The 26011-nt window shown below is 37.9% G+C and carries 25 protein-coding genes and 4 pseudogenes; 4 read left to right on the forward strand and 25 right to left on the reverse strand.

The window, feature by feature from the left end; translation table 11 throughout:
* The 13 genes and pseudogenes from ACQ86H_RS02710 to ACQ86H_RS02770 form a co-directional block, all read right to left on the reverse strand.
* Positions 1–2291 (reverse strand): annotated as a pseudogene (locus tag ACQ86H_RS02710) (Tex family protein).
* 488 nt (positions 2292–2779) lie between these two features.
* The gene (locus ACQ86H_RS02715) at positions 2780–3160 is read right to left on the reverse strand and encodes an iron chaperone (protein WP_431293782.1); all 381 of its coding nucleotides are present in this window, start codon (positions 3158–3160) and stop codon (positions 2780–2782) included.
* A gap of 29 nt (positions 3161–3189) precedes the next feature.
* Entirely contained in the window at positions 3190–3762 is a 573-nt protein-coding gene (locus ACQ86H_RS02720) for a pentapeptide repeat-containing protein (protein ID WP_138818806.1), read from the reverse strand.
* A gap of 334 nt (positions 3763–4096) precedes the next feature.
* Entirely contained in the window at positions 4097–5083 is a 987-nt protein-coding gene (locus tag ACQ86H_RS02725) for a pyruvate dehydrogenase complex E1 component subunit beta (RefSeq protein WP_138818805.1), read from the reverse strand.
* A 313-nt stretch (positions 5084–5396) separates the two neighbouring features.
* Positions 5397–5939, reverse strand: coding sequence for a GNAT family N-acetyltransferase (locus ACQ86H_RS02730; protein ID WP_431293783.1), 543 nt, complete (start codon positions 5937–5939; stop codon positions 5397–5399).
* A gap of 220 nt (positions 5940–6159) precedes the next feature.
* On the reverse strand, positions 6160–9021 hold the full coding sequence (locus tag ACQ86H_RS02735) for a PD-(D/E)XK nuclease family protein (protein WP_431293784.1): 2862 nt from the start codon (positions 9019–9021) through the stop codon (positions 6160–6162).
* A gap of 1 nt (position 9022) precedes the next feature.
* The gene (locus tag ACQ86H_RS02740; RefSeq protein ID WP_431293785.1) at positions 9023–9193 is read right to left on the reverse strand and encodes a hypothetical protein; all 171 of its coding nucleotides are present in this window, start codon (positions 9191–9193) and stop codon (positions 9023–9025) included.
* Entirely contained in the window at positions 9190–9843 is a 654-nt protein-coding gene (locus tag ACQ86H_RS02745; RefSeq protein WP_431293786.1) for a hypothetical protein, read from the reverse strand. Before ACQ86H_RS02745 ends, ACQ86H_RS02740 begins: the two co-directional genes overlap by 4 nt.
* A 55-nt stretch (positions 9844–9898) precedes the next feature.
* The gene (locus ACQ86H_RS02750) at positions 9899–11938 is read right to left on the reverse strand and encodes a UvrD-helicase domain-containing protein (protein WP_431293787.1); all 2040 of its coding nucleotides are present in this window, start codon (positions 11936–11938) and stop codon (positions 9899–9901) included.
* A gap of 65 nt (positions 11939–12003) precedes the next feature.
* On the reverse strand, positions 12004–12240 hold the full coding sequence (locus tag ACQ86H_RS02755) for a UvrD-helicase domain-containing protein (RefSeq protein WP_431293788.1): 237 nt from the start codon (positions 12238–12240) through the stop codon (positions 12004–12006).
* 101 nt (positions 12241–12341) lie between these two features.
* Positions 12342–12857, reverse strand: coding sequence for an endonuclease domain-containing protein (locus ACQ86H_RS02760; protein ID WP_431293789.1), 516 nt, complete (start codon positions 12855–12857; stop codon positions 12342–12344).
* A gap of 133 nt (positions 12858–12990) precedes the next feature.
* Positions 12991–13782, reverse strand: coding sequence for a tRNA threonylcarbamoyladenosine dehydratase (locus ACQ86H_RS02765; RefSeq protein WP_138818800.1), 792 nt, complete (start codon positions 13780–13782; stop codon positions 12991–12993).
* 112 nt (positions 13783–13894) lie between these two features.
* Complete coding sequence (locus ACQ86H_RS02770; protein ID WP_431293790.1) at positions 13895–14554, reverse strand: TatD family hydrolase; 660 nt, start codon at positions 14552–14554, stop codon at positions 13895–13897.
* 251 nt (positions 14555–14805) lie between these two features.
* Between ACQ86H_RS02770 and ACQ86H_RS02775 the strand changes: the two genes are divergently transcribed.
* On the forward strand, positions 14806–15339 hold the full coding sequence (locus tag ACQ86H_RS02775; protein WP_138818798.1) for a thioredoxin family protein: 534 nt from the start codon (positions 14806–14808) through the stop codon (positions 15337–15339).
* A gap of 100 nt (positions 15340–15439) precedes the next feature.
* On the opposite strand, the gene ACQ86H_RS02780 is transcribed toward ACQ86H_RS02775, so the two are convergent.
* From ACQ86H_RS02780 to ACQ86H_RS02815, 8 genes and pseudogenes are all read right to left on the reverse strand, one after another.
* Positions 15440–15649: a hypothetical protein gene (locus ACQ86H_RS02780; protein WP_138818797.1), complete on the reverse strand. Its 210-nt coding sequence runs from the start codon at positions 15647–15649 to the stop codon at positions 15440–15442.
* A 548-nt stretch (positions 15650–16197) separates the two neighbouring features.
* Positions 16198–17589 carry a glycoside hydrolase family 3 protein gene (locus ACQ86H_RS02785; protein ID WP_431293791.1) on the reverse strand — a complete coding sequence of 464 codons (1392 nt, stop codon included), beginning with the start codon at positions 17587–17589 and terminating at the stop codon, positions 16198–16200.
* Between the two features lie 65 nt (positions 17590–17654).
* Positions 17655–17930, reverse strand: coding sequence for a hypothetical protein (locus ACQ86H_RS02790; RefSeq protein WP_431293792.1), 276 nt, complete (start codon positions 17928–17930; stop codon positions 17655–17657).
* A 90-nt stretch (positions 17931–18020) separates the two neighbouring features.
* Positions 18021–18592: pseudogene (gene nadD / locus ACQ86H_RS02795) on the reverse strand (nicotinate (nicotinamide) nucleotide adenylyltransferase).
* A gap of 147 nt (positions 18593–18739) precedes the next feature.
* Positions 18740–19123: a type II toxin-antitoxin system VapC family toxin gene (locus ACQ86H_RS02800; protein ID WP_138818795.1), complete on the reverse strand. Its 384-nt coding sequence runs from the start codon at positions 19121–19123 to the stop codon at positions 18740–18742.
* On the reverse strand, positions 19123–19326 hold the full coding sequence (gene vapB / locus ACQ86H_RS02805; protein ID WP_138818794.1) for a type II toxin-antitoxin system VapB family antitoxin: 204 nt from the start codon (positions 19324–19326) through the stop codon (positions 19123–19125). Before vapB ends, ACQ86H_RS02800 begins: the two co-directional genes overlap by 1 nt.
* Positions 19327–19362: 36 nt before the next feature.
* A complete protein-coding gene (gene gmk / locus ACQ86H_RS02810; RefSeq protein ID WP_138818793.1) occupies positions 19363–19929 on the reverse strand; it encodes a guanylate kinase in 567 nt (188 codons plus the stop codon).
* A gap of 58 nt (positions 19930–19987) precedes the next feature.
* Positions 19988–20850 (reverse strand): annotated as a pseudogene (locus ACQ86H_RS02815) (YicC/YloC family endoribonuclease).
* 410 nt (positions 20851–21260) lie between these two features.
* On the opposite strand from ACQ86H_RS02815, the gene ACQ86H_RS02820 reads away from it, so the two are divergent.
* From ACQ86H_RS02820 to ACQ86H_RS02830, 3 genes are read left to right on the forward strand one after another with little or no spacing between them, the layout of a single operon-like run.
* On the forward strand, positions 21261–21974 hold the full coding sequence (locus ACQ86H_RS02820; protein ID WP_431293793.1) for a hypothetical protein: 714 nt from the start codon (positions 21261–21263) through the stop codon (positions 21972–21974).
* A gap of 4 nt (positions 21975–21978) precedes the next feature.
* The gene (locus tag ACQ86H_RS02825) at positions 21979–22704 is read left to right on the forward strand and encodes a hypothetical protein (RefSeq protein ID WP_138818790.1); all 726 of its coding nucleotides are present in this window, start codon (positions 21979–21981) and stop codon (positions 22702–22704) included.
* Positions 22701–23411 (forward strand): hypothetical protein, encoded by a 711-nt coding sequence (locus tag ACQ86H_RS02830; RefSeq protein WP_431293794.1) that lies wholly within the window; start codon positions 22701–22703, stop codon positions 23409–23411. Before ACQ86H_RS02825 ends, ACQ86H_RS02830 begins: the two co-directional genes overlap by 4 nt.
* Before the next feature lie 214 nt (positions 23412–23625).
* Here the strand turns inward: ACQ86H_RS02830 and ACQ86H_RS02835 are convergent, their stop codons facing one another.
* The 4 genes and pseudogenes from ACQ86H_RS02835 to ACQ86H_RS02850 form a co-directional block, all read right to left on the reverse strand.
* Complete coding sequence (locus ACQ86H_RS02835; protein WP_431295330.1) at positions 23626–23928, reverse strand: putative dsRNA-binding protein; 303 nt, start codon at positions 23926–23928, stop codon at positions 23626–23628.
* Positions 23929–23934: 6 nt separating this feature from the next.
* A pseudogene (locus ACQ86H_RS02840) lies at positions 23935–24353 on the reverse strand (ribonuclease III family protein); the annotation flags it as partial.
* Between the two features lie 95 nt (positions 24354–24448).
* A complete protein-coding gene (fabF, locus tag ACQ86H_RS02845; protein WP_025145352.1) occupies positions 24449–25702 on the reverse strand; it encodes a beta-ketoacyl-ACP synthase II in 1254 nt (417 codons plus the stop codon).
* Positions 25703–25723: 21 nt separating this feature from the next.
* Positions 25724–25960 carry an acyl carrier protein gene (locus ACQ86H_RS02850; protein ID WP_008508386.1) on the reverse strand — a complete coding sequence of 79 codons (237 nt, stop codon included), beginning with the start codon at positions 25958–25960 and terminating at the stop codon, positions 25724–25726.
* Positions 25961–26011 lie beyond the last annotated feature (51 nt).

Consider the following 26011-nt stretch of genomic DNA (forward strand, 5'->3'; position numbering starts at 1 on the left):
TTATTTAAACATCCCTTTTAGCTTTGCCAATTTTTCCTGTAAATCCCCATCAGCATCCTTTGGCTCGTTACGCGGCTTGAAGTTTTGTTTATTGCTGTTCGGTTTGAAGTCCTGTTTAGATTTCTGCTCCTTGGGCTCCCGGCTCCAGACTTCCGGCTTCGGACTAACTTCAGTCTTCATAGATAACGAAATCCTTTTACGGGCTGCATCAACTTCCATAACCGTAACTTCGACTTTTTGATGTACTTTAACTATGTCGTTTGGATTCGCTACAAAACGATTTGCCAGTTGACTGGTATGCACCAAACCATCTTGATGGACACCAATATCTACAAAGGCGCCAAAATTGGTGATGTTGGTTACAATTCCCGGTAACTTCATGCCTACTCTTAAATCGGCAATTTCATTTACACCATCAGTAAAACTAAAAGCCTCAAATTGCTCACGTGGATCGCGGCCTGGTTTAGCCAATTCCTTTAAGATATCATTCAGAGTTGGTAAACCGATTTCATCCGTAACGTATTGTTGTGGCTTAATTTGCTTTTGCAATTGCGTATCTTTCATTAATGCCGAAACTGTTGTGCCTAAATCTTTCGCCATTTGATCTACAACGGCATAACGCTCAGGGTGAACACCACTGGTATCTAAAACATTTTCGGCATTGCGAATACGTAAGAAACCCGCTGCCTGCTCATAAGCTTTATCACCCAGGCGGGGAACTTTTTTCAAACTTGCCCGATTTTTAAAAGCGCCGTTGGTGTTTCTATACTCTACAATATTCTGCGCCAGTGTTGGTCCGAGGCCAGAGACATAAGCTAAAATTTGTTTCGATGCCGTATTTAATTCCACTCCAACAGCATTTACAGCACTGATTACAGTATCATCTAAACTTGCCTGTAATTTATTTTGATCAACATCGTGCTGGTATTGACCAACGCCGATAGATTTTGGGTCAATTTTTACCAATTCGGCCAATGGATCCATTAGACGTCGCCCGATTGAAACTGCTCCACGCACAGTAATATCTTGTGTAGGAAATTCTTCTCTGGCTACTTCCGATGCTGAATAAATCGAAGCGCCACTTTCGTTAACCATTACTATAGTGATGTGCGGTAAATTCAATGCTCGGACAAAAACTTCAGTTTCTCTTCCTGCAGTACCGTTGCCAATGGCTATAGCTTCAACATTATGTTTTTCGCAAAGTTGTTGGATCGTGAATGCAGCGTTTTTCACATTTCCCTGTCCGGTATGCGGATAAATTGCTGTATTCTCTAACAATTGACCTTGTTTATCTAAACAAACGACTTTACAGCCAGTACGGAACCCCGGATCGATAGCCAGTACATTTTTTTGTCCCATTGGAGCTGCCAATAATAATTGACGTGCATTTTCGGCAAAAACCCGGATGGCTTCCTCATCTGCTTTTTGTTTGGTGAAAACCCGAAGCTCGGTTTCCATTGCTGGTTCCAACAAGCGTTTATAACCATCTTCTAAAGCTTGCTGAACCTGCTTTGAAGCCGCATTATTGCCTAAAACAAATTGGTTCTCTAAAATAGCAATGGCATCTTCTGCTGGTGGAAGTGCATCTAATCTTAAAATCAGTTCCTTTTCGCCACGGCGCATAGCCAGAACACGGTGTGATGCAGCTGTTTTAACCGGCTCGCTCCATTCGAAGTAATCTTTATATTTAATACCCTCTTCTTCTTTCCCTTTGATCACTTCTGATTTAAAAACAGCTTTTTCCTGAAAATAAGTGCGCATTTTGGTGCGGGCCTCGGCATTTTCAGAAATCATTTCGGCAATAATATCCCTTGCGCCAGCTAAAGCGTCATCAAGTGAGTTTACTCCCTTTTCGGCATCGATAAATTTACCTGCTTCAGCGTTTAAGTCAAAAGCATTCTGCTCAAATATCTGCAAGGCCAAAGGCTCTAATCCTTTTTCTTTTGCAACAGATGCACGTGTTTTACGCTTAGGTTTAAACGGCAGATAAATGTCCTCTAAAAGTGAAATAGTTTCTGCTTCGTTGATCTTTTTTCCAGTTCTGGCGTTAACTTACCAAGCTCGGTCATTGATTTTAAAATCGCTTCCCGGCGCTTGTCTAAATCGCGTAGTTGCAAAACCCGGTCACGAATAGCGGCTACTTCAACTTCATCTAAACTACCTGTAGCCTCTTTACGGTAACGCGAGATAAACGGTACAGTTGCACCTTCATCTAACAGGTTTACGGTTGCGGTTACTTGTTTTTCTGCAACTTTTAATTCGGCTGCAATTATTTTATGGTGGGTTAACATATCCTAAGGGTAAAAATTAAAGAAGCAAAGCTAATCAGGATTTGCGGGATTTTTAAGATCAATTTTTCCACTGCAAACCGTTGAAAGATTTCAAAATTTACCTAATCAGAAGTTTTTGACTTATTTCTTAGACGTAAACACAACTTAAATGATTTACTATTGGCACAATATTTGTATTTTATTGATTGGGCTAACCAAATAAATTAATAATAAACTAATGTCTAATTCATATCCCCGATGTTGGAAATGCAACACGCAGTACCACTATCAAATCCCCAGACCTTGGCTGATCAAAAATGTGCTTTTTTTTCTTCCCATTAGAAAATATTTTTGTCCTCATTGTGTGACCGCTAGATATGCCTGGATAAAGTCGGAAAATGGAAAAAATTATTTAAAGACTGAGCATACCGAAAAGACTGCCGGGAAAAAGAGTAGAAAAAAATAAATTTTTTCATAGGAAAATATTAACAGTAAGATGTTACGCTTTCTTATTTCTTAGCTTTTTCAAAATCCCGCTCCGCTTTAAACTTAGTAATTCTTATAATCAAATCCAGGGGCAGGGGTTTATCCAAAGGAAACTGAACAGCGCCTTTGCTCCATTTATAATCGACAAATTCATTATTAAAGGTTTCGATGCCCGATCCGGTTGGATAAAAGCCAATATGTTTGTCATAACCTGCAAAATACACCAAAACTGCATGCTGTTTAAAGGCAGGCATACCGTATCTGATCACTTCTTTTGCGGCAGGTACCGCTTTATGGATAGTTTCGCGGACTTTTTGCAATAGTTTTTGTGTTTCAACAGGGAAAGTAGCGATATATTGATCGATGTTCTCGGGTTTTGGTCGCCCTATATCAGTCGGTTTCATAAACTGAATTTACAGAAAATTATTAAAAGTTATTCGCTGATCTGGATATCGTATCTGTACAATAAGCCTGCAAGACCGGATTTTGAAAATCTTGCTTTTTTGATCCTGTTGTTATCCGGGTCTATGGAATAATTGTAAGCCGTTCTAAAATCTGCCTTTTCGAGTATTGTTCTATCAAAAGTAGCTTTTAATAAATCGCAATTGTTGAGTACTGCGCTGGTTAAGTCGCATTCAGAGAAATCAACTTCATGTAATTGTGAGTTTTTGAAATTGGTTTTTTTTAATTTTAATTTATAGAACGAGGAATGATCTAATTTGCAGTTGGTAAAACTAAATGCGAGGCCGAAATCGTTACAGTTGTCTAACCTTAAACCAAGCATTTTGCAATTCTGGAAATCAGCATCGATCAGCGATGTTTTGGTTAAATCCGCCAAACTTAAATTGCAGGAAATGAATTGGCAATCTAAAAATTTTACACCGCTTAAATCTGAACTGGAAAAATCGCAGTTGATGAATTTACAGTTTTCGTATTCTGCTTTTGGAAGTGGACGTATAGTAAAATTGGCTTTTTCGAATGTTTGATCGGCTATGTATTCGGGCATGAGAAAAATTTAATGGGTATAGCTAAGATAAAAATATTAGTTTGGAAACCTCACAGGTTTTTATCTCAAGATTAAATGCCCTTGTCAATAAACCCGATAGTAGCGTAAAACCCGAAGGTGAGGAACGAACCAAGGCTTTGAAGCGAATAGCGGGGCTGATATTGCCGAAGAATTACAGGCTTTGCTTTTCATAAAGATCTAAATTTTATTTAGGATATAAAAGGGACTCCCCCGCCCGTTGGGCAGCCCTCTGATAGAGGGGAATAAAAAAATCCCCCAAATTGCTTTGGAGGATTTTATATGTTTTGGTCTTTGACTATGCTTAGACTGATAATTATTTTTTAACGTACATCACTTCTTTTACCGCTTTAACTACACGTTCAGCATTTGGTAAGCTTGCTGCAATTAAAGTTGGTGAATATGGAAGTGGAACATCTGCACAGGTGATACGTAAAACTGGTGCATCTAAATAATCGAATGCATGTTTCTGTACCATGAAAGCGATCTCGCCAGAAAGAGATGCCAATGGCCAAGCCTCTTCTACCACAACCAAACGGTTTGTTTTCTTAACGGATGTAATAATGGTATCGTAATCGATAGGACGTACAGTACGTAAATCAATAACTTCTACGTTGATCCCCTCTTTTGCTAATTCTTCTACCGCAGGGTTTACAACGCGTGTTAACATTTTACCAAAAGTTACGATGGTTACATCTGTACCTTCTTTAGTTACTTTAGCTTTACCAAGTTCGATATAGTATTCTTCTGCAGGAACATCGCCCTTATCGCCGTACATTACTTCCGATTCCATGAAAATAACCGGATCCGGATCTATAATTGATTGTTTTAATAAACCTTTTGCATCATAAGGAGTAGCCGGAACAACAACTTTTAACCCTGGTGTATTTGCAAACCAGTTTTCGAAGTTTTGAGAGTGTTGCGCACCTAATTGACCTGCGTTACCTGTTGGACCACGGAAAACCATTGGACATGAGAACTGACCGCCACTCATTGATAAGATTTTAGCTGCTCCGTTGATAATCTGATCGATCGCAACTAAAGAGAAGTTAAATGTCATGAACTCCACAATTGGAACAAGGCCAGCTGTTGCGGCACCAGTTGCAATACCTGCAAAACCTAATTCTGCAATCGGGGTATCGATAATTCGTTTTGCACCAAATTCATCAAGCATACCCTGACTTACTTTGTACGCACCGTTATATTCTGCTACTTCTTCACCTAATAAAAAAACGCGGTCATCTTTGCGCATTTCTTCGCTCATGGCTTCGCGTAGTGCTTCTCTAAATTGGATTTCTCTCATTGTAAATTTTTATAACGGGGGCAAATATAATTATTAATCGGTTTGAAACCAAAGGCTAAAATGCCTATGTTTTGTAATAATTATAAGTGTTTTAATCAATTATTTGAAGTTTTTTAAGTTTCATTTGTTGCTAATTCCTTTAAAGAAGAAATAATATTGGGCAATTGCGTTTTTGTTAAGCTTTTTATATCAAAGCCTATTCTTTTTCGAAATATCTTCTCCAAAAGGAATAATATGGTTGTAGTTGATTGAAAAGGATAGCTGACTCGCTTCAGTTTAATATTTTTAACTTCGTTGATTTAATGATTTGGATTTAACAACCCGTAAATCTCACTATCCAAAAACTGCCCCTGAAGTAATAATCCTGTTTAAAATGTGCTTCTTTTACAAAGCCATGTTTAAGCAGCATCTGTCTTGAGGCATCGTTTCCTACATTGATGTTTGCACTAATGGTATGCAAATTAACCTCATTAAAGCCAAAATCAATTGATTTTTTTAGTGCTTCAGAGATAATTCCCTTTCTCCAATAATCAGGGTGGAGCATATAACCTATTTCTGCACGGTGATTGGCAAAATCGGTTCGCCAATAACCCACAGAGCCAATCATCTGTTTGGGGTTTTCTTTTAAAGCAATTACCCAGGCCAGGTTGTCGCCATTTTCATAACCATTTCTGAAACGGGAAATAAAATCTTTGACTTCAAAAATATCTTTTGGCCTTTCCCTGTCAATATATTTCATTACCGTTTCGTTAGTGCGCATGGCAAAAAGTGCTTCAGCATCGGCCAGATCGTGTTCGCGGAGGATTAAGCGCTCGGTTTCGAGTATGGGAAAATTTGTGAAATTTAAGGTTAGCATTTTTAAATTTAAGAGATTAACCGCAAAGCATGCAAAGTTTTTCGCAAAGAACAGAAAGTTTTGTTTTACCACGGAGAACATGGAGATTTTCACGGAGGACACGAAGTTGATATTTTTCAATCCAGCTCTATGTACTTCGTGGCTTACATTGTGTGCGCTGTGGTTATTTTACTAGGCACTTGGCGCTCTTTGTGATTTGTTTAATTCTCTGCAGTTGAAATTATTTCCCAAATAAAGTTTTATAAATAGAATATTTGTAATTATCCTCAACAGCACTGGCTACGAAATAAGGTGCTTCGAAAAGTTCGGTCAGTTTTTTTCTTAGTTCGGCAAGAAATTCGGGTTTAATTTCTTCCAGATAGGCGCCGGACAGATTTTGCCTGCCCGATTTAAACCAAACGCCATCTGCGCTCATTGTTTTTACTACATATAAATTAGGTTCGACGAAGCTTTTGCCAGAGAACTGTTCATAAGCGTATGTGTACAATAGGGTTTGAACCAAGGCTTTGTTAATATGCTTTCCGTTTGAGTTGAAAAGTTCAGGTACATCCTTAAAGGTTAACTTATCACTTCCGGTTTTGTAATCAATAATTTTAGTTACCCCATCCTTTACATCAACACGATCAATAAAACCAAATATCTTTACGCTGGCTTCTTTTCCTTTAAGCGGGAAACTTATTTCGGCCTCTACTTTTTGCTCCAGACTAATGATGTTGAATGGCGTTTGAGCTTCATCCTGGTTTAAAATGATGTTTACATAAGCATCTACAATTGATAAAATTACCTTTTGCATGCCCTTATATTCCATCACCGTATCTGGATTTTTAAACATCACGGCATTAAAGGCTTTTTGTATCAAAGCAGGAATTTGTTTCCTTTTCTCTTTAATCCGCTCTGCTGTAATTTCAGCAGACCTTAAATCCTCATAAAAATACTCCATCACTTTGTGTAGAATTGAACCAATTTCGTTGGCTTCTACCACTGCACTGATCTCTTTAGGCTCTTTAATACCTGCAATGTAATTGAAAAAGAAATCTATCGGGTTGGAAATGTATTGGGTAAGTGCCGATGGCGAAAGCACTTTCTTTTTATCGAGGTATTTTTGAAGTGTTTCCTGGATAAAGGCATTATTGGTCTTTTCGATCTTTACTTCTTTAAAAGGTTCAGTTTTTACCTCCAGATTAAGTTCGTTATATTCAAAATCGAAACCGCTTTCGTACTCAAGTTGTTTTAAGATCCTGCTGGCTTCGCCCGAAGTAGATTCGTCAGTTAAGCTGTTATAGACAAAATTGATATTCTTTGCTCTCTGTAATAGACGGTATGCCATGTAAGAGGAAATGGCATCCAGATTTTCGAGAACTGGGAGGCCATAAACGCGACGTATAGAGTCTGGAATGAAACTATTGCCAATGGATGATTTTGGAATAATGCCTTCATTAAAACCTAAAATGACCACTTTATCGAAGTTCAAGTTCCGAGTTTCAAGCAATCCCATTACTTGTATCCCATTCAGCGGATCTCCTGAAAGCGGTACTGCAATGGCCTGTAGCGATTTTTGAACGAGGTAAATTACAAAAGGGATTTCTTCTTTACCAATATGGTTGCTAAAGGTATCATGCAAACGGTTTAACTCCTGTATTGTTTTTACAAAAAGTTCTGCATCGATTTTTTTAAGCGTTTTTGCGTTGGATAAACGGGTTAACACATAATCCAGCACATCCAGTAAATTGGTGACCACATGCTGCGGATCATCGATTTTTTTATAAAAAGTTTCAAACAATCCACTTTGGCGTAACAGACGTTTATGGTCGATCTCTACCTGGTTTTCTTCCAACAAAGCGGTTAAAATTTTATCCCGCATTTTTTGGGTAAGGCCTGTTAAGGGATGGGTTAAAAAAGCCTCTACATTTTTGTAGCTTACTTTATCCCGCTGTAAAATCTCCAACTGGCTCCCCAGCCATAAATCAACCAGACCAAAAATACTCGAGGTTGATAAAGCGAAACCCATAGTTACGTTGAGGTCGATTTCTTTTCCATTCAGGTGAGTTGGAATCGTTTGCAGCGTAGGGATCAACAGGCTTTCATCAGCCAAAACCACTACTGTTTTTCCAACAGTTTCGGCTGCTGTATAATCATCTGCTAAAATGTTGTTCAGGATTTTGGCCTGTGCCGATTGCCCCTGGACCTTAAAAACATTTACATTGTGCGAGGCTGATTTCATTAAACTTTCCTGCCCTGCAAATTCATTTTTCAATCCAAGCTGGTTGATGTTTTTACGCAAAAACAAACCTGCTTCCTGCGAAACGTCATCTAAATAATAGGTGTCGGCATCAAAATAGAACAATGCTTTTCCTGCCTCCTGTAGTTGGGTGAATATTTTAGCCTCGGCACTACTCAAAGCATTAAAACCTACGAAAATAATCTTCCCTTTATCAAAATTGGAAATAAACTCCTGGTGATTAGTAATATCATCCGCCAGGTAACGGTAAACCGAACCATTAGTTAAATAACCTTGCTCTTTAAGCGTAACGTGATATTTATGGTAAAGCTTGGGCATCCTGCGCCACATCTTGATGAACAGTTCCTGCTGTTTTTTATGTTTTCCTTCTGAATAGGAAGTCCAGAACTGTGCAAGAAACTCATATTGCTCCGGGCTTAAATAATCAAAATCTTTATTAATGACCGATATATCTTCCAAGTCGCGGTATAGTTTTTCAGCATGTACCAGATCGGCATCAATCTGGTTGAAATCACTTAAGATGATCTTTGCTAAAGGAAAAAACTTGTGACTTGATATATTTTCCAGCTTCTCTTCTGCGAGCAGTTGGTTATAAATTCTATGAAGGGTGAAAAACTGCAGGTAAAAATCGGCTATTTTATAACTGGTAGAACTTGCAAAGAATTCCTGTATGGTAAAAAATGAAGGACTGAAAAATGGTTTCCCAATAATATCGGCAAAGTGTTTCTGCAAATACGCAGATGGACGTTTGTTATTAAAAACGATGGCACAGTTTTCTAGCTGATTTCCAAACCGGGCAACTAAATCTTCAGCAACTTCCTGTAAAAATGGTTTTATCTGCATATTATACTAATTTCAATTTCCCTTTAACTGCGTAAAAAAGATAGGTTTTGATATTTTGATAACCCATTTCAGTAAGTAAGATTTTGTAATTATTTACCTGTTCGATGTGTTTATCGCTTTCTTCCAACGTAAATTTATAATCGAGGATAATTACTTCATCGGTGTTGATCAATACCCGATCAGGACGGTGCAGTTTCCCATTGGCATCAATGATGTTTTTTCTACAATACTTTCACTTGCTTTGTCTAAAATTTCTTTGAGCTCTGGGTTGTTCAACACTTCAAGTGCTGAATTAATTAATTGCTGTTTTTCTTCTTCTTTGATAATGCCCTGCAAAACCAGGTTTATCGCATAATCTTCTACTTCTTTTGTATTACTTGCACTGGCCAGGATATCGTGTAGTAAGGAACCTTTTCTCCCTGATTTTTCAATATTGACCAGGTGTTTTAGATGTTTTTCCGCTGAAGGAACATAGAGTTCCGACAAACGGGTTGTGGTTGGATAACTATTTAAATTAATAAAATTCGATTCTTCAGATTTACTTTCGACAATTACAGGTTCTATAATTTCGTACACACCGTTTTCATCAAACTGCTCATCAAAAGTGAAATTAATTACATCACCCATGTTAGATAGTTTCAATTCCTTTTTAGTCATTGTAGCAATGTAGAGGTAATCTTTGGATCGTGTGGTTGCCACATAAAGCATGTTGAGCGCATCCATATTGTTATAAAGAAGCTCTTCGTAATAGGCCTTAGCAATTGCCGAATCGGCCAATGCTTCATTATATTTTAAAGGAATGCCTTTCAATTCTTTATACACCGTTTCTTCCGATGAAACCCAGAAAGTGGCATTGGGTTTGCCTTTGATCTCCCAATTACAAAAGGGAACAAAAACAGCCCCTAAAAGCTAAACCTTTCGATTTGTGAATAGTAATAATCTGTATCGCATCAGCACCTTCAGGCGATGGCAATGATTTTTTAACGCCGTCTTCTTCCCACCAGGTTAGAAACGAAATTATACCTTTTTCGCCCAATTTTCCGGCAGAAGCTGTGAGGTCTCTAAATGCTAACAGATAGGGTAGGTTGGCCGTTAGGTTTTTTAAGCCATAACTTTCAATCAAAATTTCAACCAGTTCAGGTAAGGGAAGCTGTAACCAACTTTGCCAGTTTTCGCATAAAGCAACGGGCAAAACTGCTGTAAGTGTATGGAGTGGTCTATTGGTGAGGTTAAGGTAATAATTGGCATCAATATCTTTTTCGTGCAAAGAATGATAAAGTGCTATACAATTGGCTTTGTAAAGAGCCGTTTGAGTTTCTAAACCAATCAGTACTTTTAAGGTGTTAATGATGAGTTGTATGGCCGAGTTATTCGAAATCAGTAAGGCATCGCCCGATAAAACAGGCAATTTGTGCTCCATTAATTTTTTAACAGTTAATAAAGCTTCGCTGTTTGAACGTACCAAAATGGCAATGTCTTTTAATGCATATAGCTGCTCATTTTTGAGGTGGTTTATTTCTTCAACAATATCATCCAGAGCAATATCCCTAAAAACAGTTTCAGTAAAGCGTGCTTCATTTGGGGCATGATCTTTACCAAACTTTTTGATTTTTATAGTTCCACCTTTTAGCGTATTAGTAGCGAAATTTTGGGTTGATCCGCTATAGATATCGGTAATAATCTGCTGATAATGCTGCTCTTGCCACCATTCGGAAATACTTTCGGGTTTGGTAGCCAGATTTTCATTCAACTCATTCTGTAAGGTAAGCGGAATGGCTTTGTAGAGGAAATTATTAAAAGTGATGATGTTTTCCGCGCTCCGGTAGTTCTCTTCTAAACTTTCTTCCAATACATTTTCAGTACCAACATCTAACTTGGCATGTTTATGCAGGATGTTCCAGTCGCCATTACGCCAGCGGTAAATGGATTGTTTAGTATCGCCAACAATCAGGTGATCGATCAGATCCTGACTTGGCGTGGCCATGGCATTTGTCAACAATGATTTGAAACTTCCCCACTGACTGGTAGAAGTATCCTGAAATTCATCAAACAAAAAATTGCGGTAACGGTTGCCGACTTTTTCCCAGATGAAAGAAGGATTATCACCTGCATCTTCAGTAATTCCCGAAATCAGTTTTTGGGCATCGCTGATTAGCAGGTTATCATTTTCTGCCCTGTATTCTTTCAACAACACTGCAATTTCCTGCATCAACCTTAAATAATAGAGATTTTTATTAAAGGCAATGGCCAGACTATAATTCGGTAAATGCGTTAAATAATACGTTTTTAACTTTTGAAGAATTGGATTTACCGTATCATAGGCTTCAGGGAAGTTTGCATTCTTCTGAAACCACTCATCTGGCTCATCGATTAAATTGAAAAGCGGTTCAATCTTCGAAAAATCGCCCCTGGCGACCAAGATAATTTTAGCCAGCGGACTTCTTGATTTCCCTTTCAGGTGTTCCGTTTCTACGCCAATCACATTTAAAGCTTCGTTGGCTTCGGTTGCCAGCGAAACCAGTTCCTCCTCAAATTTTTTAATTTCTGCCTTGGTAACACTAATATATTTTTTAAATAATTCGTCGATGTTTTCTAAACCTACAGCATTAACCGCATCTTCAAAAATCTGGAAACGTTCAGAAAATATTTCCCCGATCAGGTTATAGAGTTCGAACTTATAATTCCAGCTTTTATTGTCGCTGATGCGTTCGATGGCCAAATCGATAATCCATTGCAAAAGCTGTTTGTTATGATCTAAAGCTTCATCCAGTTTATTTACGAGATCATCTTTCACCTTATCATAATTCATTTCTAAATTATAATCGGCATTAAGGCCCAGTTCGAATGCAAAGCCACGGATTACTTTTTGCACGAAACCATCAATGGTGCTCACCGAAAAACGGCTGTAGTCGTGCAAAATTTTGCGGTAAATTTTATCTGCTTTGAACTGCAGTTCCTGCGGGCTTAATATCGGATAGGCGATTAAAATGAGTTTCCGATAATCATCGATTTTTTTGATGGATTGCCTTTTGCCAACCCTAACAATACCTCCAGAATCCGGTTTTTCATTTCTTCAGTGGCCTTATTGGTAAAGGTTACAGCTAAAATTTCGCGGTATTTATTGTCGCCACTAAATAGCAAAGTGAGGTAATGTGCAGTTAAACTGAACGTTTTACCTGAACCTGCGGAGGCTTGAAGAATTTTGAGGGGTTGGGACATATCGTTTTATTAATTCCCCCTCCTTTGGAGGGGTGCCAGTAGGGCGGGGTGGCTTTAGTTTATAATATTGAATTGTTTTATCGAAACTTTTAGATGATTTATTAAGGAGGAATAATCCCATATTCTTTAATAATATACTCTTCCAAGCCTATGATTACAAAATCCATTTGTTTCATGACATCATCAACCGTAATCCGATATATTTTTAATCCTAATGAAATTAAATTCTCTTCTCTTAGTTCATCGTAAATTTGTTTATCATCATGACTACTGCCTTCAATTTCTATTATTAAGCCAAGCCGCTTGATATAAAAATCAACAATGTAATTTCCGATTATACGCTGCCTGTCAAAATCTATTTTATGAAATCGCTTTTTGGTTACCTGCATCAAAAATAAGACTTCTGGTAAATTTCCGGCTTGCCGAAGTGCCTTTGCTCTTTCTTTTAATCGAGGTTGATAAGGTAAATCAGTAATGGGCACTGTGGTTATAATCGTGCCATCTACTATAATCTCATTTTGCAAATTCTTTTTTAACACCCCGTCCTGCGGATACCCCTCTGGGAGAGGGAAATGCCGGATGCCTAAATTGGCATGGGTGTTAGTTTTCTTTTGCATTTTTTGGTTTTATTCCCCCGATATAAAATTGGGAGGTGCCCGCAGGGCAGTTATAGTTACACCTGGTATTCACCTACCCTAACTTACAACAATTTAAAATCTTCACGAAATCAGGATATCAACAATTCAACTTCTATTTTTTACTTTTCCTCTTATTAAGTGTTTTATGACTGATCCTTGCAGGACGTTCGGCCATTTCGATGGGTAGGCCAAGCAAATCGCGGATGACCACCGATGCACATGCACCGCCAAAAGCTGCGGGCAGGTAAGAAACTGTACCATAAGCAGAACGTTTGAAATTACTTCCATCGGTCATGATCATGGAGTTTTTATCCATTTCTTCTGTAGAAAAAACTGCTTTTATTTTTGCTGCATTAGGGAGTTTATTCAACCTTTTGCGCACATAACTGGCAAATACACATTGATAAGTATCAGGAAGAAGCGTAATCCTTAAACGTGTTGGATCCATTTTACCACCGGCCCCCATCGAACTCACGATTGGGATGTTTTTTTCTAAAGCAGTTCCCAACAAAGTAATTTTAGGCATCACACTATCAATGCAATCCATAATGTAGTCGAATTTCGATTCTAAAATTTCCCTGCATTTTTCAGGAGTAAGAAAGGTATTTACCACATGGAGCTTTAAATCGGGATTAATAGCCAACAAACGTTCCTGCATGATTGCAGCTTTACTTACACCATGGTTGGTGGCTAAAGCGGGCAGTTGCCTGTTCCGGTTGGTTGGATCTACCACGTCACCATCAACAATAGTCATTTCGCCAATACCCGAACGGCAGATAAATTCGGCAGCAAATGAGCCTACGCCACCCAAACCGATCACCAAAATGTGTTTCGATTGAAGTTTATCTATTCCATCATTCCCAACAAGGAGGGCAGAGCGCGAAAGCCAGCTAACATCAGACATATCATTTTATATTTAACCACAGATGAAAAAGGATGAACACAGATTTAGTTTATCTTGCAACTCGATGGTTTTTTTAACTATATTTTAGCTACGAAGTAAACTTTTTCCGTGGCTAGTTTTTTAAATTCAATTTATTCCAGTCAGCAAAAATACGAGCTTTAAGTTCATCAACTGTACATTTTTTTAAAATGGCTGCGGCCTGGTAAATTTCTTCAATCGAAATATCTGAATCATCAGTTTCCAGGAAAAAATGATCGGTACTTTGAATCAGTTTAGCTACGCCTGAATTTTCTTTTAAAACAGTTATTCCAAAGGAAAGAAAGAAACCCTTATCCAGTAGTTGTTGGCCAAGTTGCTCATTTTTGTTAAAACCATGGATAATCATCGGTACTTTAACTTTTAATCGTTCTTTAATGGCAATTAACTCTGAAAAGCATTTAACACAATGTAAAATCAACGGTTTATTAATTTTTTCTGCCAGTTCGATCTGTTTTGCCAGAATAAAAAGTTGGCTTTCCAGATTTTCACCCCTTAGCCGATCTAAACCACATTCACCAATCTGTTTTACATTGGTTTGATTGGCTACAACACTTAGGTATTTCATCTGCATTTCGAGCTGATCAATTTTAGCAAACCAGGGATGTAGCCCAACAGAGATTGGCTTGGTTTTGGGCATTGCTAAAAAGATATCGTTGGTTAACGACAAACTTTGAATGCTGATTACTCCAGGCTGGGTGGCAACTTTATGGGTATGTATGTCTAGGAAATCCATTGGTTAGCAAAGATAATGTTTTGGTGGGGACGGAGGTTTAGTCGTGGTGTCAGATATTTCTATCTGACACTTTAAAAAATAATTTTGAATCAATGGAGTTGCTACCTTTTACTGTTAATTTAGTAGTCTGTCAGATGGTAACATCTGACAGCACAGAAAATGACCAATGTTTCCGCTCTGTAAAGAATTTACTAATCATCTATAACATTAGTAGACTTTATTACATTTGCTGTTATTATTCATCTAAAATCATGAAAAAATTAATCATTTTATTAACTGCTGTATTGATTTCGACTGCAGCTTTTAGTCAGGCGAAAAAGGAGGGCGTTCATATTTATAACCCGCAGGCCGATGCCAAAGCAGAAATTGCTGCTGCTGTCGCAAAAGCGGCTAAAGAAAATAAACATGTTTTATTACAGGTTGGAGGAAATTGGTGCACCTGGTGTATCGCGTTCCATAACTTAGTTGATAGTACCGCTACACTGAAAAAATACATCAACGATAATTTTGAAACCGTTTTAGTGAATTACAGTCCTGAGAATAAAAACGAAACCGTTTTAGCTAGCTTAGGATATCCTCAACGTTTTGGTTTCCCGGTATTTTTGATTTTAGACGGCAAAGGAAAAGTATTGCACATTGAAAATTCATCTTATTTGGAAACGGATGAAGTTGCTGCCAATGGTAAAAAGAAAGTTGGACATGACGTTAAAAAGATCACCTCGTTTTTAAAAGGCTGGACCACCACAGCGGTAAATCCTGAAACCTATAAAGCGAAAGCTAAGTAGAGGTTTAAGGTAGAGGGTATAAGGTTTAAGGCTGAACGGTAAAACCGAAACCTAAAATTAAGAAAGCGGTCCCGATTTTTAAATCAGGACGGCTTTCTTACTAATCATCTAGTTCATCTTCGCTTACCTCATCATCGAGGTTTAGCTCATAAGAGGCCCTTGAAGCTTCATCGGCTTGTTCCAGCAGATCTTTATTATGCTCAATGCTGGTGTCATCGCCACTAATTTCGTTGATATTTTCTACATCGTCTTCTCTGCGCAAAGCATCGTTCGGATCGTTTGAATAATTGTCGTTTTCTGGATCTATCATAATATTGAGATTTTATCATTAGATAATCGTTTTGAAGACGAAATTGTTTTGGGAAAAGCTGAAAGGTAAAAGTCCAAATACTAAAGCTAAAAGACTTATGTCCAGATACACAGTTCTCCGTGGCAAAAGATTTTTCGCTGTACTACCATTGACGTTATTTTATAAAACACTATTAGTTAAAACTTTAGATGCTTTCGTGTTTTCATCCAGCTAGGCCGTAGCACAGTATCCCCGTTCTACTTAAATCCGGCCTAACAAATTTTTCGGGCTGCACTGTTCTGGCCGCACAACTGGCTTCAAAAGAAAAATTTTCAGCCGGCATTTTTTGTTTTTTCATGTGTTTTATATTTTTAATGGCATTCAAGCTAGCTCCGCTGGTCTTTTTGATGCCAAAAAGAAAGAGCCCTTCGACGGCGGCGAGCCGAGGCCAGACCGTGTTGTATGGCAAAAGAAATCAATTATACGTCACTAATATTGATTTTTATAACATAATTACCCCTCAGAATGACAAAATACTAATTCTTGTGCCTTAGTACCTTTGTGGTCTTTTATAACCCCTCACCAAATTTATAAAATGGTGCTACGCTCACCGGTAATTTACCTGTTGGTACCAACCTGTTATTGATCACAGCTGCCGCAGAAATCTGCATGAAATCTTCTTTTTGATAAGCTACTATCAAGCCTTTGCTGTTTTCTAAACCCGATAAGCCAGCCAGGTTATAAGGATTGGCAAATAAAGCAAAAACTGCATTCTTGGCTGATAACTCTTTAATAAAGTTTTTTACACCTGAATTTAAGAGAATACCATTTGCAGGACGTGATCTGCTATCATGAATACCTACAATCACCTGATCAAATGCACCGATTTCGCGGGCGATGTTCGAAATCTGTGTGGCAGTCGCGTCCTTATCTAATACATAATAAACAGAGTTATAATATCCTTTCGAAACCTCTTTTTGAAAAGTGGTAACCGATGGCACGCCTATGCTGATAATGGCCGTTCTTCTGATCGGGATGAGTCGCTTGATATAATCTTTACCTTTTAATAACGTTACCGATGCATTGGCCAGTTCCTGCACCAATGCATTGCTCGAGTTGCGGTTTACACCTGCAACAATACCTTGGGTTACAACCGTATCGCGTTTAGCTAAGCCTGCCCAATATTTTGCAGTCAAGATCTTACGCACGCTTTGGTCAATTTCGGCCATACTCACACGATCTTGTCTTACCGCTTTACGCACCAGTTTAATGGCTCTATCGCTATTTTCAGACAGCTCAATAATGTCATTACCTGCGATGATGCCCATTAAATCGGCTTCACCATCTTTGAAATATTTTACAACGCCTTTCATATCCATCGCATCAGAGATAATCAAACCTTTAAAGCCTAATTTCTGCTTTAAAATACCCGTAACAATCGGTTTTGATAAGGTAGAAGGAAGGTTTGGTGTAGCATCTAAAGATGGAATGTTCATGTGGGCAATCATCACGCCTGAGGCACCTTGTTTAATCAGCTCTTTAAAAGGATACATTTCTAAAGTATCCAGGCGAGTAGCTGAAAAAGTAAGTTGCGGCAAATCGTAGTGCGAATCTACATCAGTATCGCCATGACCAGGAAAATGTTTCAACGTGGTTAATAAACCACCATCCTGCATGCCTTTCATATAAGCGGCAACTTTAGTGGCTACGTTATATTTATTTTCGCCGAAAGAACGGTAATTGATTACGGGGTTTTTGGGGTTGTTATTGATATCCGCATCAGGAGCTAAATTCATCTGCATCCCCATGCGCTTGTAATCTTTGGCCACTTCAAGACCCATTTTATACAATAATTCTTTGTTTTGAATGGCCCCTAAAGTCATTTGATAAGGATAAGAAATGGTACTATCCAACCGCATACCCAAACCCCATTCGCCATCGTTTGCTATAATAAGTGGCACCCTGCTTAGTTTTTGATAAGCATTGGTGGCTAAAACCTGTCGACCAGGGCCCCCCTGAAAAAAGATCACTCCCCCAATTGCTCTTTTTTAATCACCTGACCAACAGAATCGGTATATTTTTTTCCCAGATTGGTATGCGCCCGCACAAAAAATAGCTGTGCAATACGCTCTCGGCGGTTAAGTTTGCTAAAAACCGAATCCACCCATTTCGGTTGGTTGGCCAGTAATTCTAAATAGGTTTTTTGTTGTGCACTTACAGAAAATGCAGTACCGCAGAGGGCAATAAGTATAAATAAATTTCTTCTCACGTGTTTTGTTGTATCAGCTGCTAAATTAATCATCTAAGGGCTAATTAAACAAAAACCAATCCAAGTAATTGATTTAATACAATTTGTTGTAAGCCTGTTGATTTATGGAAGAAAAGATTGATGCTATCTGTACATCCCTTTGCCATCTATAAAATCGATTACTTTATCCGGAAGGAAAAACTGAACGTTTTTTTCTCCTTTATCGCCTTGCGAATAAAAGTGGAGGATATTTCCATTAAAGGGGTATTAGTAAAAGTAATAGCCGGATGGTTTTCCCAATCGCTAACATCTGCCCCAGGGCGGGGGTATACATAAATCTGGTAATTTTTTAGCAATACCTCATAGTTTTTCCATTTTTTAAATGAAACGAGGTTGTCAGCACCCATGATCAATACAAATTCCTTTTCCGGATATTTTTCGTGGAGATAAGTTAAAGTATCTATGGTATATGAAGGCTGCGGCAATGCAAATTCAATATCACTTACGCGGATATGATCTGCATTTTCGGTAGCCAGTTTCGCCATTTCCAGGCGGTCGTACATATTGGTTAAACCACTTTTATCTTTTAGTGGATTATGTGGAGAAACTACCAGCCAAACTTCATCAAGCGCTGTGTGGTTGGCCATATAATTGGCAATAATTAAATGGCCGGTGTGGATTGGGTTATATGAACCGAAGAAAAGACCAGTTTTCATATTTGCGGTTTTCAGTATCTGTGATCGTCATTGAGAGGCTGGATTGAGGGAGCCAAAGCAATCTATTTTGCGAAAAAGATTGCTTCATTATTGTGCGCTTTTCCCGTCACTTCATTTCGCAATGACGGATTTATTTATATTATTAGTTTACCAAAGTGTTTTAGTCTTATAAAAGCTAAAGTTTTGGTCTTTTGTTAAAATGGTTAAATTTTCTGAGATGCCTTGAGCACTCAAAATCCGATCAAATGGATCACGATGATGAAAATCTAATTCGTTCAGCTTAACAATATGATCGAATGAAATTGGCAATATTTCTATTTGATTCTGATCCAGAAAGTCTAAAATCCTATCGAAGTCTGCATTTAAAGACAGCTTATTTAGTTTGCATTTTATCGCAATCTCCCAAATACTGGCAATGCTAATAAAACATTGATTTTTTAGATTTTTGATTTCATCAATTATTTTATTTGGCAAAGATGAATCTCCATTTATAAACCAAATAAATGTATGCGTATCTAACAGAAATTGCATTACATATAATCTTTAAAGTCTTCTAATGGTTCATCAAAATCGGCAAACATTTTAAAGAAATCTTTGGCATAGCCAAATTGTCTTTCTTTCAGTTTTTTACTGGCTTTCGATTTTTTCTTTAGGGATGAGACAAAATCAGACACTTGCTTCTTCAGGTCTGAAGGCAATGAAGATATTTGGCTATATAATTGAATATCAGTCATCAATCAAATATAAAGATTTCTGTGCTCTTAAGAAAACTATTTCTTCAGGAAATCACCTACCAACTGCTCTGCTTCAGCACAAGCCGTAGCCAGATCGTAATTTTTTAAAATTACATCAAACTTATCTGCATAAAGCAATTCTTTCTCCGCTTTAATAAAACGTTCCTGTAATTTTTCCGGACTATCTGTTCCGCGACCGCTTAATCGTTCCTTTAAAACATCTAAAGATGGCGGCTGAACAAAAATAGCCAGCGCATCTTCTTCATATTTCCTTTTCAAACGGATACCGCCTTCTACATCAATATCGAAAATTACATGTTTGCCATCGTTCCAGATACGCTCAATTTCTGAACGTAAAGTGCCATAAAAGGTTCCATTGTAAACCTCTTCAAACTCTACAAATTCCTGATGGGCAACTTTGTGTAAAAACTCTTCTTTACTGATAAAATAGTAATCGTTTTCATGTTGTTCATTACCTCTCGACTCGCGTGTTGTGGCAGAAATAGAAAAGCTCAGTTCAGGAAACTTTTTTAATAAATGATGAACTATAGTGGTTTTACCTGCTCCTGATGGTGCCGAAAATATGATTAATTTGCCTTGCATTTTTAAAAGTTTTGCGATTGGCGTTAGGCGTTAAGCGCTTGTTGCTTTCCGCCTAACGCTACAACACATTCAGTAACTGTTCTTTTATCTTTTCTAATTCTTCTTTCATACCTACAACAAACTGTTGCATCCGGGCATCATTTGCTTTTGCACCCATAGTATTAATTTCACGTCCAATTTCCTGAGAAATGAATCCCATTTTTTTCCGTTTGCTTCTTTGCTTGCTAAAGTTTGCAAGAAATAATCGCAATGGCTTTTTAAACGGGTTTTTTCTTCAGTAATATCAATTTTATCGATGTAATAAATCAATTCCTGTTCGAAACGGTTCTGATCGATATTTACTTTGCCTACTGCATCATCCAAAAACTGGGTAAATTTATCGCGGATGGCCGAAATTCTCTTAGGCTCGAGTTCCTCAACAGATTTGAAATAAGAAAGAATGTTTTTAATTCTCAGCTCTAAATCAGCCTTTAAAACAGCGCCTTCATCTTCTCTGAATTTATTGAAATTGGTTAAAGCCGAGTTGAAAATCTGGAATAAATGGTTCCACTCATCCTCACTCACACTTTCTTCCTTATAACTAATTACGTCAGGAAAGGTTAATGCTGTTTGTAATAAGTTACTGCTGTCAGCACCCAGTTCATTGTTAACGTCAACAAGCTGCTTGTAATAGTGACTTAATAATGCGGTATTAATGGTTGCACCTGTAACTTCGCCATTGGTGCGTTCTACATTGATGCTTAAACTTACCTTTCCTCTTTCGATGTCTTTACTGCAGATGTTGCGCAGAATCAACTCTTTATCAGAAAAAGCTTTAGGATATTTTAAATTCAGCTCCAGAAATTTACTGTTGAGCGATTTGATTTCGACACTATACTTTGCGTTTGCATAATCGGCTGTTGCTAAGCCGTATCCTGTCATGGATTTTATCATGCGCAAAGATAGGGTTTTAAGCTGAAAGGAGAAATAATAATGGTCAAGGAGCCAGGAAATATAGCTTGCCGGATAAAATAGCTTTATCATTAGAAAATCGGCGTTCGGTATTTCTTTGGGGATTGCAGCCCCGCTTTTTATTGCAAGTCCTCGCTGCGCTGTGGGCTTTTCATTTCAATCAGGTTTATTTACAAAGTGGGAGGCTTTTAGCAGGCCTGTTGCCTACATGATGCAGCTCCTCTATCCATAAACATAAATGTGGCAACTGTAAGCATGAATACAAAGAATATAATACACAAAATAAACAAATCTACCCGTTACTTTCTCATGATTATTAACGTTTCTTTAACAGTTTACAAGGTTAACAAATGTTAATTTTACAAAAATATCTTATAGATATGAAAGCATTTTTGATCATGTTATCACTTTCATTGCTATTGTTCATTTTGCCTAAAAAAACGCTCGCCCAAATTACATCAGCAAAAGGAGTTATTTTAGAAAAAGGAACTCAGATCCGTATTGTATTAGCTGTGGTAACCAATATTAATAATAAACAAGCGGTAGGAAGTAATGATATGGGTTTCTTTGAGGTGAAAGCCAAATCCGGCGATACTCTATTGATTACCAAAAGGCATTTCGATAATGTTTATGTGGTTGTACCGAACAATCAGGACTTGATTATTAACCTGGTTAGGACAGATATGCTGCTTGATGATGTAACAATTAAGGCAGAAAACAAACAACAAAACCTATCAGCTGTTAGGTTAGAACACCGTAAGAAAACTTATTTTTATGGTAAAAAAAGAAACCCGCTTTATTATGTGCGTTACCCGTTGGCCGCAATAATGGAGCTTTTTAGCGCAGAACGAAAAAATGCAAAACGCTTTGACCGCTATTATGATAACGAGGCAAAAGAGTTGGAAATAGACCGGCTTTTTAATGTTAGCCTGGTTAAAAATAACACCAGTTTAACAGGAAAGCAACTGAATAAGTTTATGTTGGATTATAGGCCGAAACATAAACAGATTAAAAACTGGAATACTTATGATGCCGCTGATTACATTAAAAAATCTGCAAAACAGTATTTGGATACTTTAAATACCTCATTATAATAAAATGAAACCTTTAAAAGCTACTCTTTTAATCATCATCTTAATGCAAGGCTTAAAAATTAAAGCCCAGGATTTTGTATTGAAAGGGGTGGTGATTGAAAAGGGTTCCAATGTGCGTGTTGCTTTAGCCGGAATAACCAATTTGCGTAGTAAAATGGGCGCTAGCAGTAACGATATCGGAATGTTTCAGCTAAAGGCTAAGATTGGTGATACTTTGTTGATTACGAAGAAAAATTTAACCGATCAAAAATTAGTGCTAAATACCGATGAGGATCTGGTGGTATATTTACTGAGGGGGAGTACTGTGCTTGAAGAGGTGACGGTTAAAGGCCAGGCTAAAAAGCAGGAGATGGAAAGTGTTAAGCGCGACTTTAAAAGAAACGGGTCATTTTTTGAAGGTAAACCTCCATTAAGTTTACTAAATCCCTTCGGTGGTAGTCCGTTAACGTTTTTATACGAATTATTTGGGAAAACACCGACCAGGGCACGTAACTTTAACCGTTATTACAAAAAGGAATTAGGCTTAATGGAAGTGGATAAATTCTTCAATAAAAGCCTGGTTTCAAATAATACCACATTAACAGGGAAAGATCTCGACAAATTTCTGCTTGATTATTACCCAACTCGCGGCATGGTGAGTAACTGGAACAATTACGATGCTGTTAAATACATCAGGGAATCGGCCAAACAATATACCGATACCCTGAAGCACAAATTCGCTACACAATGAAAAATTTAAAATTTGTCATCATACTTTTCATTCTTACTTCAATTGGCTTTGTCGCAAAGGCACAAGAATTTATTATCAGAGGTGTGGTTATCGAAAAAGGTTCAAATATCAGGATTGCCTTATCAGAAATTACCAACCTGCGTACCGGAATAGGGGTGGGCAGTAATGATATCGGGATGTTCCAGCTTAAAGCTAAAATTGGTGATACACTGTTGGTTATTAAGCGCGATCTGATCGATCAGCGTGTTGTGGTGAACAGCGAAAAAGATCTGGTTATTTACCTGATTAGAGGAAGTACCACGCTTGATGATGTAACCATTAGGGGAAATACCAAAAAACAGGATTTAGACGATATTAAGCGTGAGTTTAAAAACAAGGGGGTGTACAACGGCGGTAAAACAACGGTTTTGTCAGCTATATTTAGTCCATTGAATGCGCTATATAACCTATTTGGTACTGATCCTAAAAATGCAAGGAGGTTTGGCAGGTATGCCGATAATGAAATCAAACAATCGCAAATTGACGTATACTTCAATCAGAGTATGATTAAAAACAACACCGAACTAAGAGGTGATACCTTAGAGAAATACATGTTAAACTGCCGTCCTGAATTTGATAAAGCGCGGTACTGGAATAGTTATGATTACATTAAATACATTAAAGAATCTTCTAAGAAGTTTACCGATACTTTGGGGAAAGGCAAGTAGTAGGGAGTCTTTAAGCCATCCTGAGTCAGTTTGGCGTTAGAAGTTTGGGGTGCTGAGTTTTGGGTGTATAAAATAAATTCCGAAGTCAGGTGTTGGAGGTCTGAAGTTTTAACTTATATCGACAATTAACCGACTATTCCCAACAATCTGCAATCCCATCAATAAAGCAATTAAGTTTAATACTGTAAACAGCTAACCCAATGAACCAATGAACCTATATACTCAACGCTTCACAAGCTTTTTCAGCTGCTAATTTCTCTGCGTTTTTCTTATTGTAATCTCTTCCTGTACCATATTTTTCACCTTCAACAATCGCGCTAATGGTAAATAGTTTGGCACTTTCCCCTTCACCATTTTCCGCCAGTTCGAACATTACATCCTTACCATGGCGTTGGCACCATTCAATAAGTTTGCTTTTGAAATTCGTTTCTGTGAGCTCTAAGGTGTGGATATCGATATGAGGTTTTACAATTCTGCGCAATAAAAATTCTTTGGTAAAATTGTATCCTTTATCCATGTAGATGGCACCAATAATGGCTTCAAAAGCATCACCCAGCATCGAATTGTGTTTGGTTTGTATGCTTACTGAACGTTGATCAAACTGAATAAGCTTATCAAAACCAATTTTTTTGCCAACTGGTTTAAATTAGCCCGGTTTACAATCTTAGAACGCATTTCGGTTAAAAACCCTTCTTCTTTATAGGGATAGTGTTTAAAAAGGAGCTCTGCTATTACCGAACCCAGAACAGCGTCGCCTAAAAATTCCAGGCGCTCGTTGCTACTCCTGCTTCCATTTTTTAGAATTTTTGCAGCAGAACGATGTCTGAACGCCATTTTATAGAGCGTAACATTGCCTGGAACAAAGCCTAAAATGTTTTTCAGCTTTTTAACAAACTCCTTTTCAGGAGAGAGATAGAGTTTATATAATTTTAATATCGGCATTAAATAAATAACACAATTAACGGCTAATCAGCATATTTAACTAAGTTATCTATTTTTAATTAGCATACAAAATTATATAGCGGTACTGTTCTAAATTAATCTTCGTATTTCTTGAAAATAACAGAAGCGTTATGGCCACCAAAACCGAATGTATTACTTAAAGCAGCTCTAACAGTACGTTTTTGCGCTTTGTTAAAAGTAAAATTCAATTTAGGGTCAAATGCAGGATCATCAGTAAAATGATTGATTGTTGGAGGAACAATATCATTTTTAACAGAAAGAATTGCTGCAATAGCCTCAATAGCTCCGGCTGCACCCAACAGGTGACCAGTCATTGATTTGGTTGAACTGATGTTTAAACGATAAGCATCCTCACCGAACAATGTACCAATGGCCTTGGTTTCACTAATATCACCCAGTGGGGTAGAAGTACCATGAACATTGATATAATCTATATCAGCAGTTGTTAAACCAGCATCTTTTAGTGCATTAGTCATTACCATTCTAGCGCCCAAACCTTCAGGATGTGGTGCCGTGATGTGATTTGCATCAGCACTCATTCCACCGCCCACAAGTTCTGCATAAATTTTTGCACCCCTTGCCTTAGCATGTTCAAGTTCTTCTAAAATAATGGTTCCTGCACCTTCACCGGCCACAAATCCATCACGGTCTTTATCAAAAGGACGCGAGGCCGTTGCCGGATCATCATTACGTGTTGATAATGCATGCATGGCGTTAAAGCCACCCATACCCGCTTCGTTAATGATGGCTTCAGAACCTCCGCTGATGATGACATCGGCCATACCCAAACGGATATAGTTAAATGCATCAATCATGGCGTTGGTAGAAGAAGCACATGCCGAAACAGTTGCAAAATTCGGCCCACGTAAGCCGTATTTGATCGAGATATGCCCTGGAGCAATATCTACAATCATTTTAGGAATAAAAAATGGATTGTACCTTGGCGTACCGTCTCCTTTGGCGAAATTTGAAATTTCATCAAGGAAAGTTTTTAATCCACCTATGCCCGCACCCCAGATTACGCCGATCCGGTTAGTATCTAATTTTTCAAAATCAAAACCACCATCTTTAACCGCTTCCTCTGTTGATACAAGAGCATATTGTACAAACGGATCTAATTTACGGGCTTCTTTTTTATCCAAAAAGTCTTCTGGATTAAAGTTTTTTACCTCGCAAGCGAATTTAGTTTTAAACTTTTCAGTGTTAAAACCCTTAATAGGAGCAGCGCCACTCACCCCGTTAGTCAATCCTTCCCAAAAATCAGGAACATTATTGCCTATAGGAGTGAGCGCACCCAACCCTGTTACTACTACTCTTTTTAATTCCATTTATACTGAAAAAGCGTAATTCTATTTAACGTTTTTTTCCAAATAAGCAATCGCCTGGCCAACTGTACCGATGGTTTCAGCCTGATCATCAGGAATAGCTACATTGAATTCTTTTTCAAATTCCATAATCAATTCTACGGTATCTAAAGAATCTGCACCTAAATCGTTGGTGAATGAAGCCTCTGGCGTAACTTCGCTTTCGTCAACACCTAGTTTTTCTACGATAATAGCCTTAACTCTTGAAGCAATATCAGACATAATTTTATAATTTAATGGTTAAATAATTCTGTGCAAAGAAAAATAAATTCT

It is taken from the genome of Pedobacter sp. P26 (assembly GCF_050632135.1).
Classification (GTDB): Bacteria; Bacteroidota; Bacteroidia; order Sphingobacteriales; family Sphingobacteriaceae; genus Pedobacter.

Bases quoted from the DNA above. Each gene is read 5' to 3' on its own strand.
- ACQ86H_RS02715 (WP_431293782.1), bottom strand. From the start codon at position 3,160: ATGAAACCGACTGATATAGGGCGACCAAAACCCGAGAACATCGATCAA.
- ACQ86H_RS02720 (WP_138818806.1), bottom strand. From the start codon at position 3,762: ATGCCCGAATACATAGCCGATCAAACATTCGAAAAAGCCAATTTTACT.
- ACQ86H_RS02725 (WP_138818805.1), bottom strand. From the start codon at position 5,083: ATGAGAGAAATCCAATTTAGAGAAGCACTACGCGAAGCCATGAGCGAA.
- ACQ86H_RS02730 (WP_431293783.1), bottom strand. From the start codon at position 5,939: ATGCTAACCTTAAATTTCACAAATTTTCCCATACTCGAAACCGAGCGC.
- ACQ86H_RS02735 (WP_431293784.1), bottom strand. From the start codon at position 9,021: ATGCAGATAAAACCATTTTTACAGGAAGTTGCTGAAGATTTAGTTGCC.
- ACQ86H_RS02755 (WP_431293788.1), bottom strand. From the start codon at position 12,240: ATGTCCCAACCCCTCAAAATTCTTCAAGCCTCCGCAGGTTCAGGTAAA.
- ACQ86H_RS02760 (WP_431293789.1), bottom strand. From the start codon at position 12,857: ATGCAAAAGAAAACTAACACCCATGCCAATTTAGGCATCCGGCATTTC.
- ACQ86H_RS02765 (WP_138818800.1), bottom strand. From the start codon at position 13,782: ATGTCTGATGTTAGCTGGCTTTCGCGCTCTGCCCTCCTTGTTGGGAAT.
- ACQ86H_RS02770 (WP_431293790.1), bottom strand. From the start codon at position 14,554: ATGGATTTCCTAGACATACATACCCATAAAGTTGCCACCCAGCCTGGA.
- ACQ86H_RS02775 (WP_138818798.1), top strand. From the start codon at position 14,806: ATGAAAAAATTAATCATTTTATTAACTGCTGTATTGATTTCGACTGCA.
- ACQ86H_RS02780 (WP_138818797.1), bottom strand. From the start codon at position 15,649: ATGATAGATCCAGAAAACGACAATTATTCAAACGATCCGAACGATGCT.
- ACQ86H_RS02790 (WP_431293792.1), bottom strand. From the start codon at position 17,930: ATGATTAATTTAGCAGCTGATACAACAAAACACGTGAGAAGAAATTTA.
- ACQ86H_RS02800 (WP_138818795.1), bottom strand. From the start codon at position 19,123: ATGCAATTTCTGTTAGATACGCATACATTTATTTGGTTTATAAATGGA.
- vapB (WP_138818794.1), bottom strand. From the start codon at position 19,326: ATGACTGATATTCAATTATATAGCCAAATATCTTCATTGCCTTCAGAC.
- gmk (WP_138818793.1), bottom strand. From the start codon at position 19,929: ATGCAAGGCAAATTAATCATATTTTCGGCACCATCAGGAGCAGGTAAA.
- ACQ86H_RS02820 (WP_431293793.1), top strand. From the start codon at position 21,261: ATGAAAGCATTTTTGATCATGTTATCACTTTCATTGCTATTGTTCATT.
- ACQ86H_RS02825 (WP_138818790.1), top strand. From the start codon at position 21,979: ATGAAACCTTTAAAAGCTACTCTTTTAATCATCATCTTAATGCAAGGC.
- ACQ86H_RS02830 (WP_431293794.1), top strand. From the start codon at position 22,701: ATGAAAAATTTAAAATTTGTCATCATACTTTTCATTCTTACTTCAATT.
- ACQ86H_RS02835 (WP_431295330.1), bottom strand. From the start codon at position 23,928: ATGGATAAAGGATACAATTTTACCAAAGAATTTTTATTGCGCAGAATT.
- fabF (WP_025145352.1), bottom strand. From the start codon at position 25,702: ATGGAATTAAAAAGAGTAGTAGTAACAGGGTTGGGTGCGCTCACTCCT.
- ACQ86H_RS02850 (WP_008508386.1), bottom strand. From the start codon at position 25,960: ATGTCTGATATTGCTTCAAGAGTTAAGGCTATTATCGTAGAAAAACTA.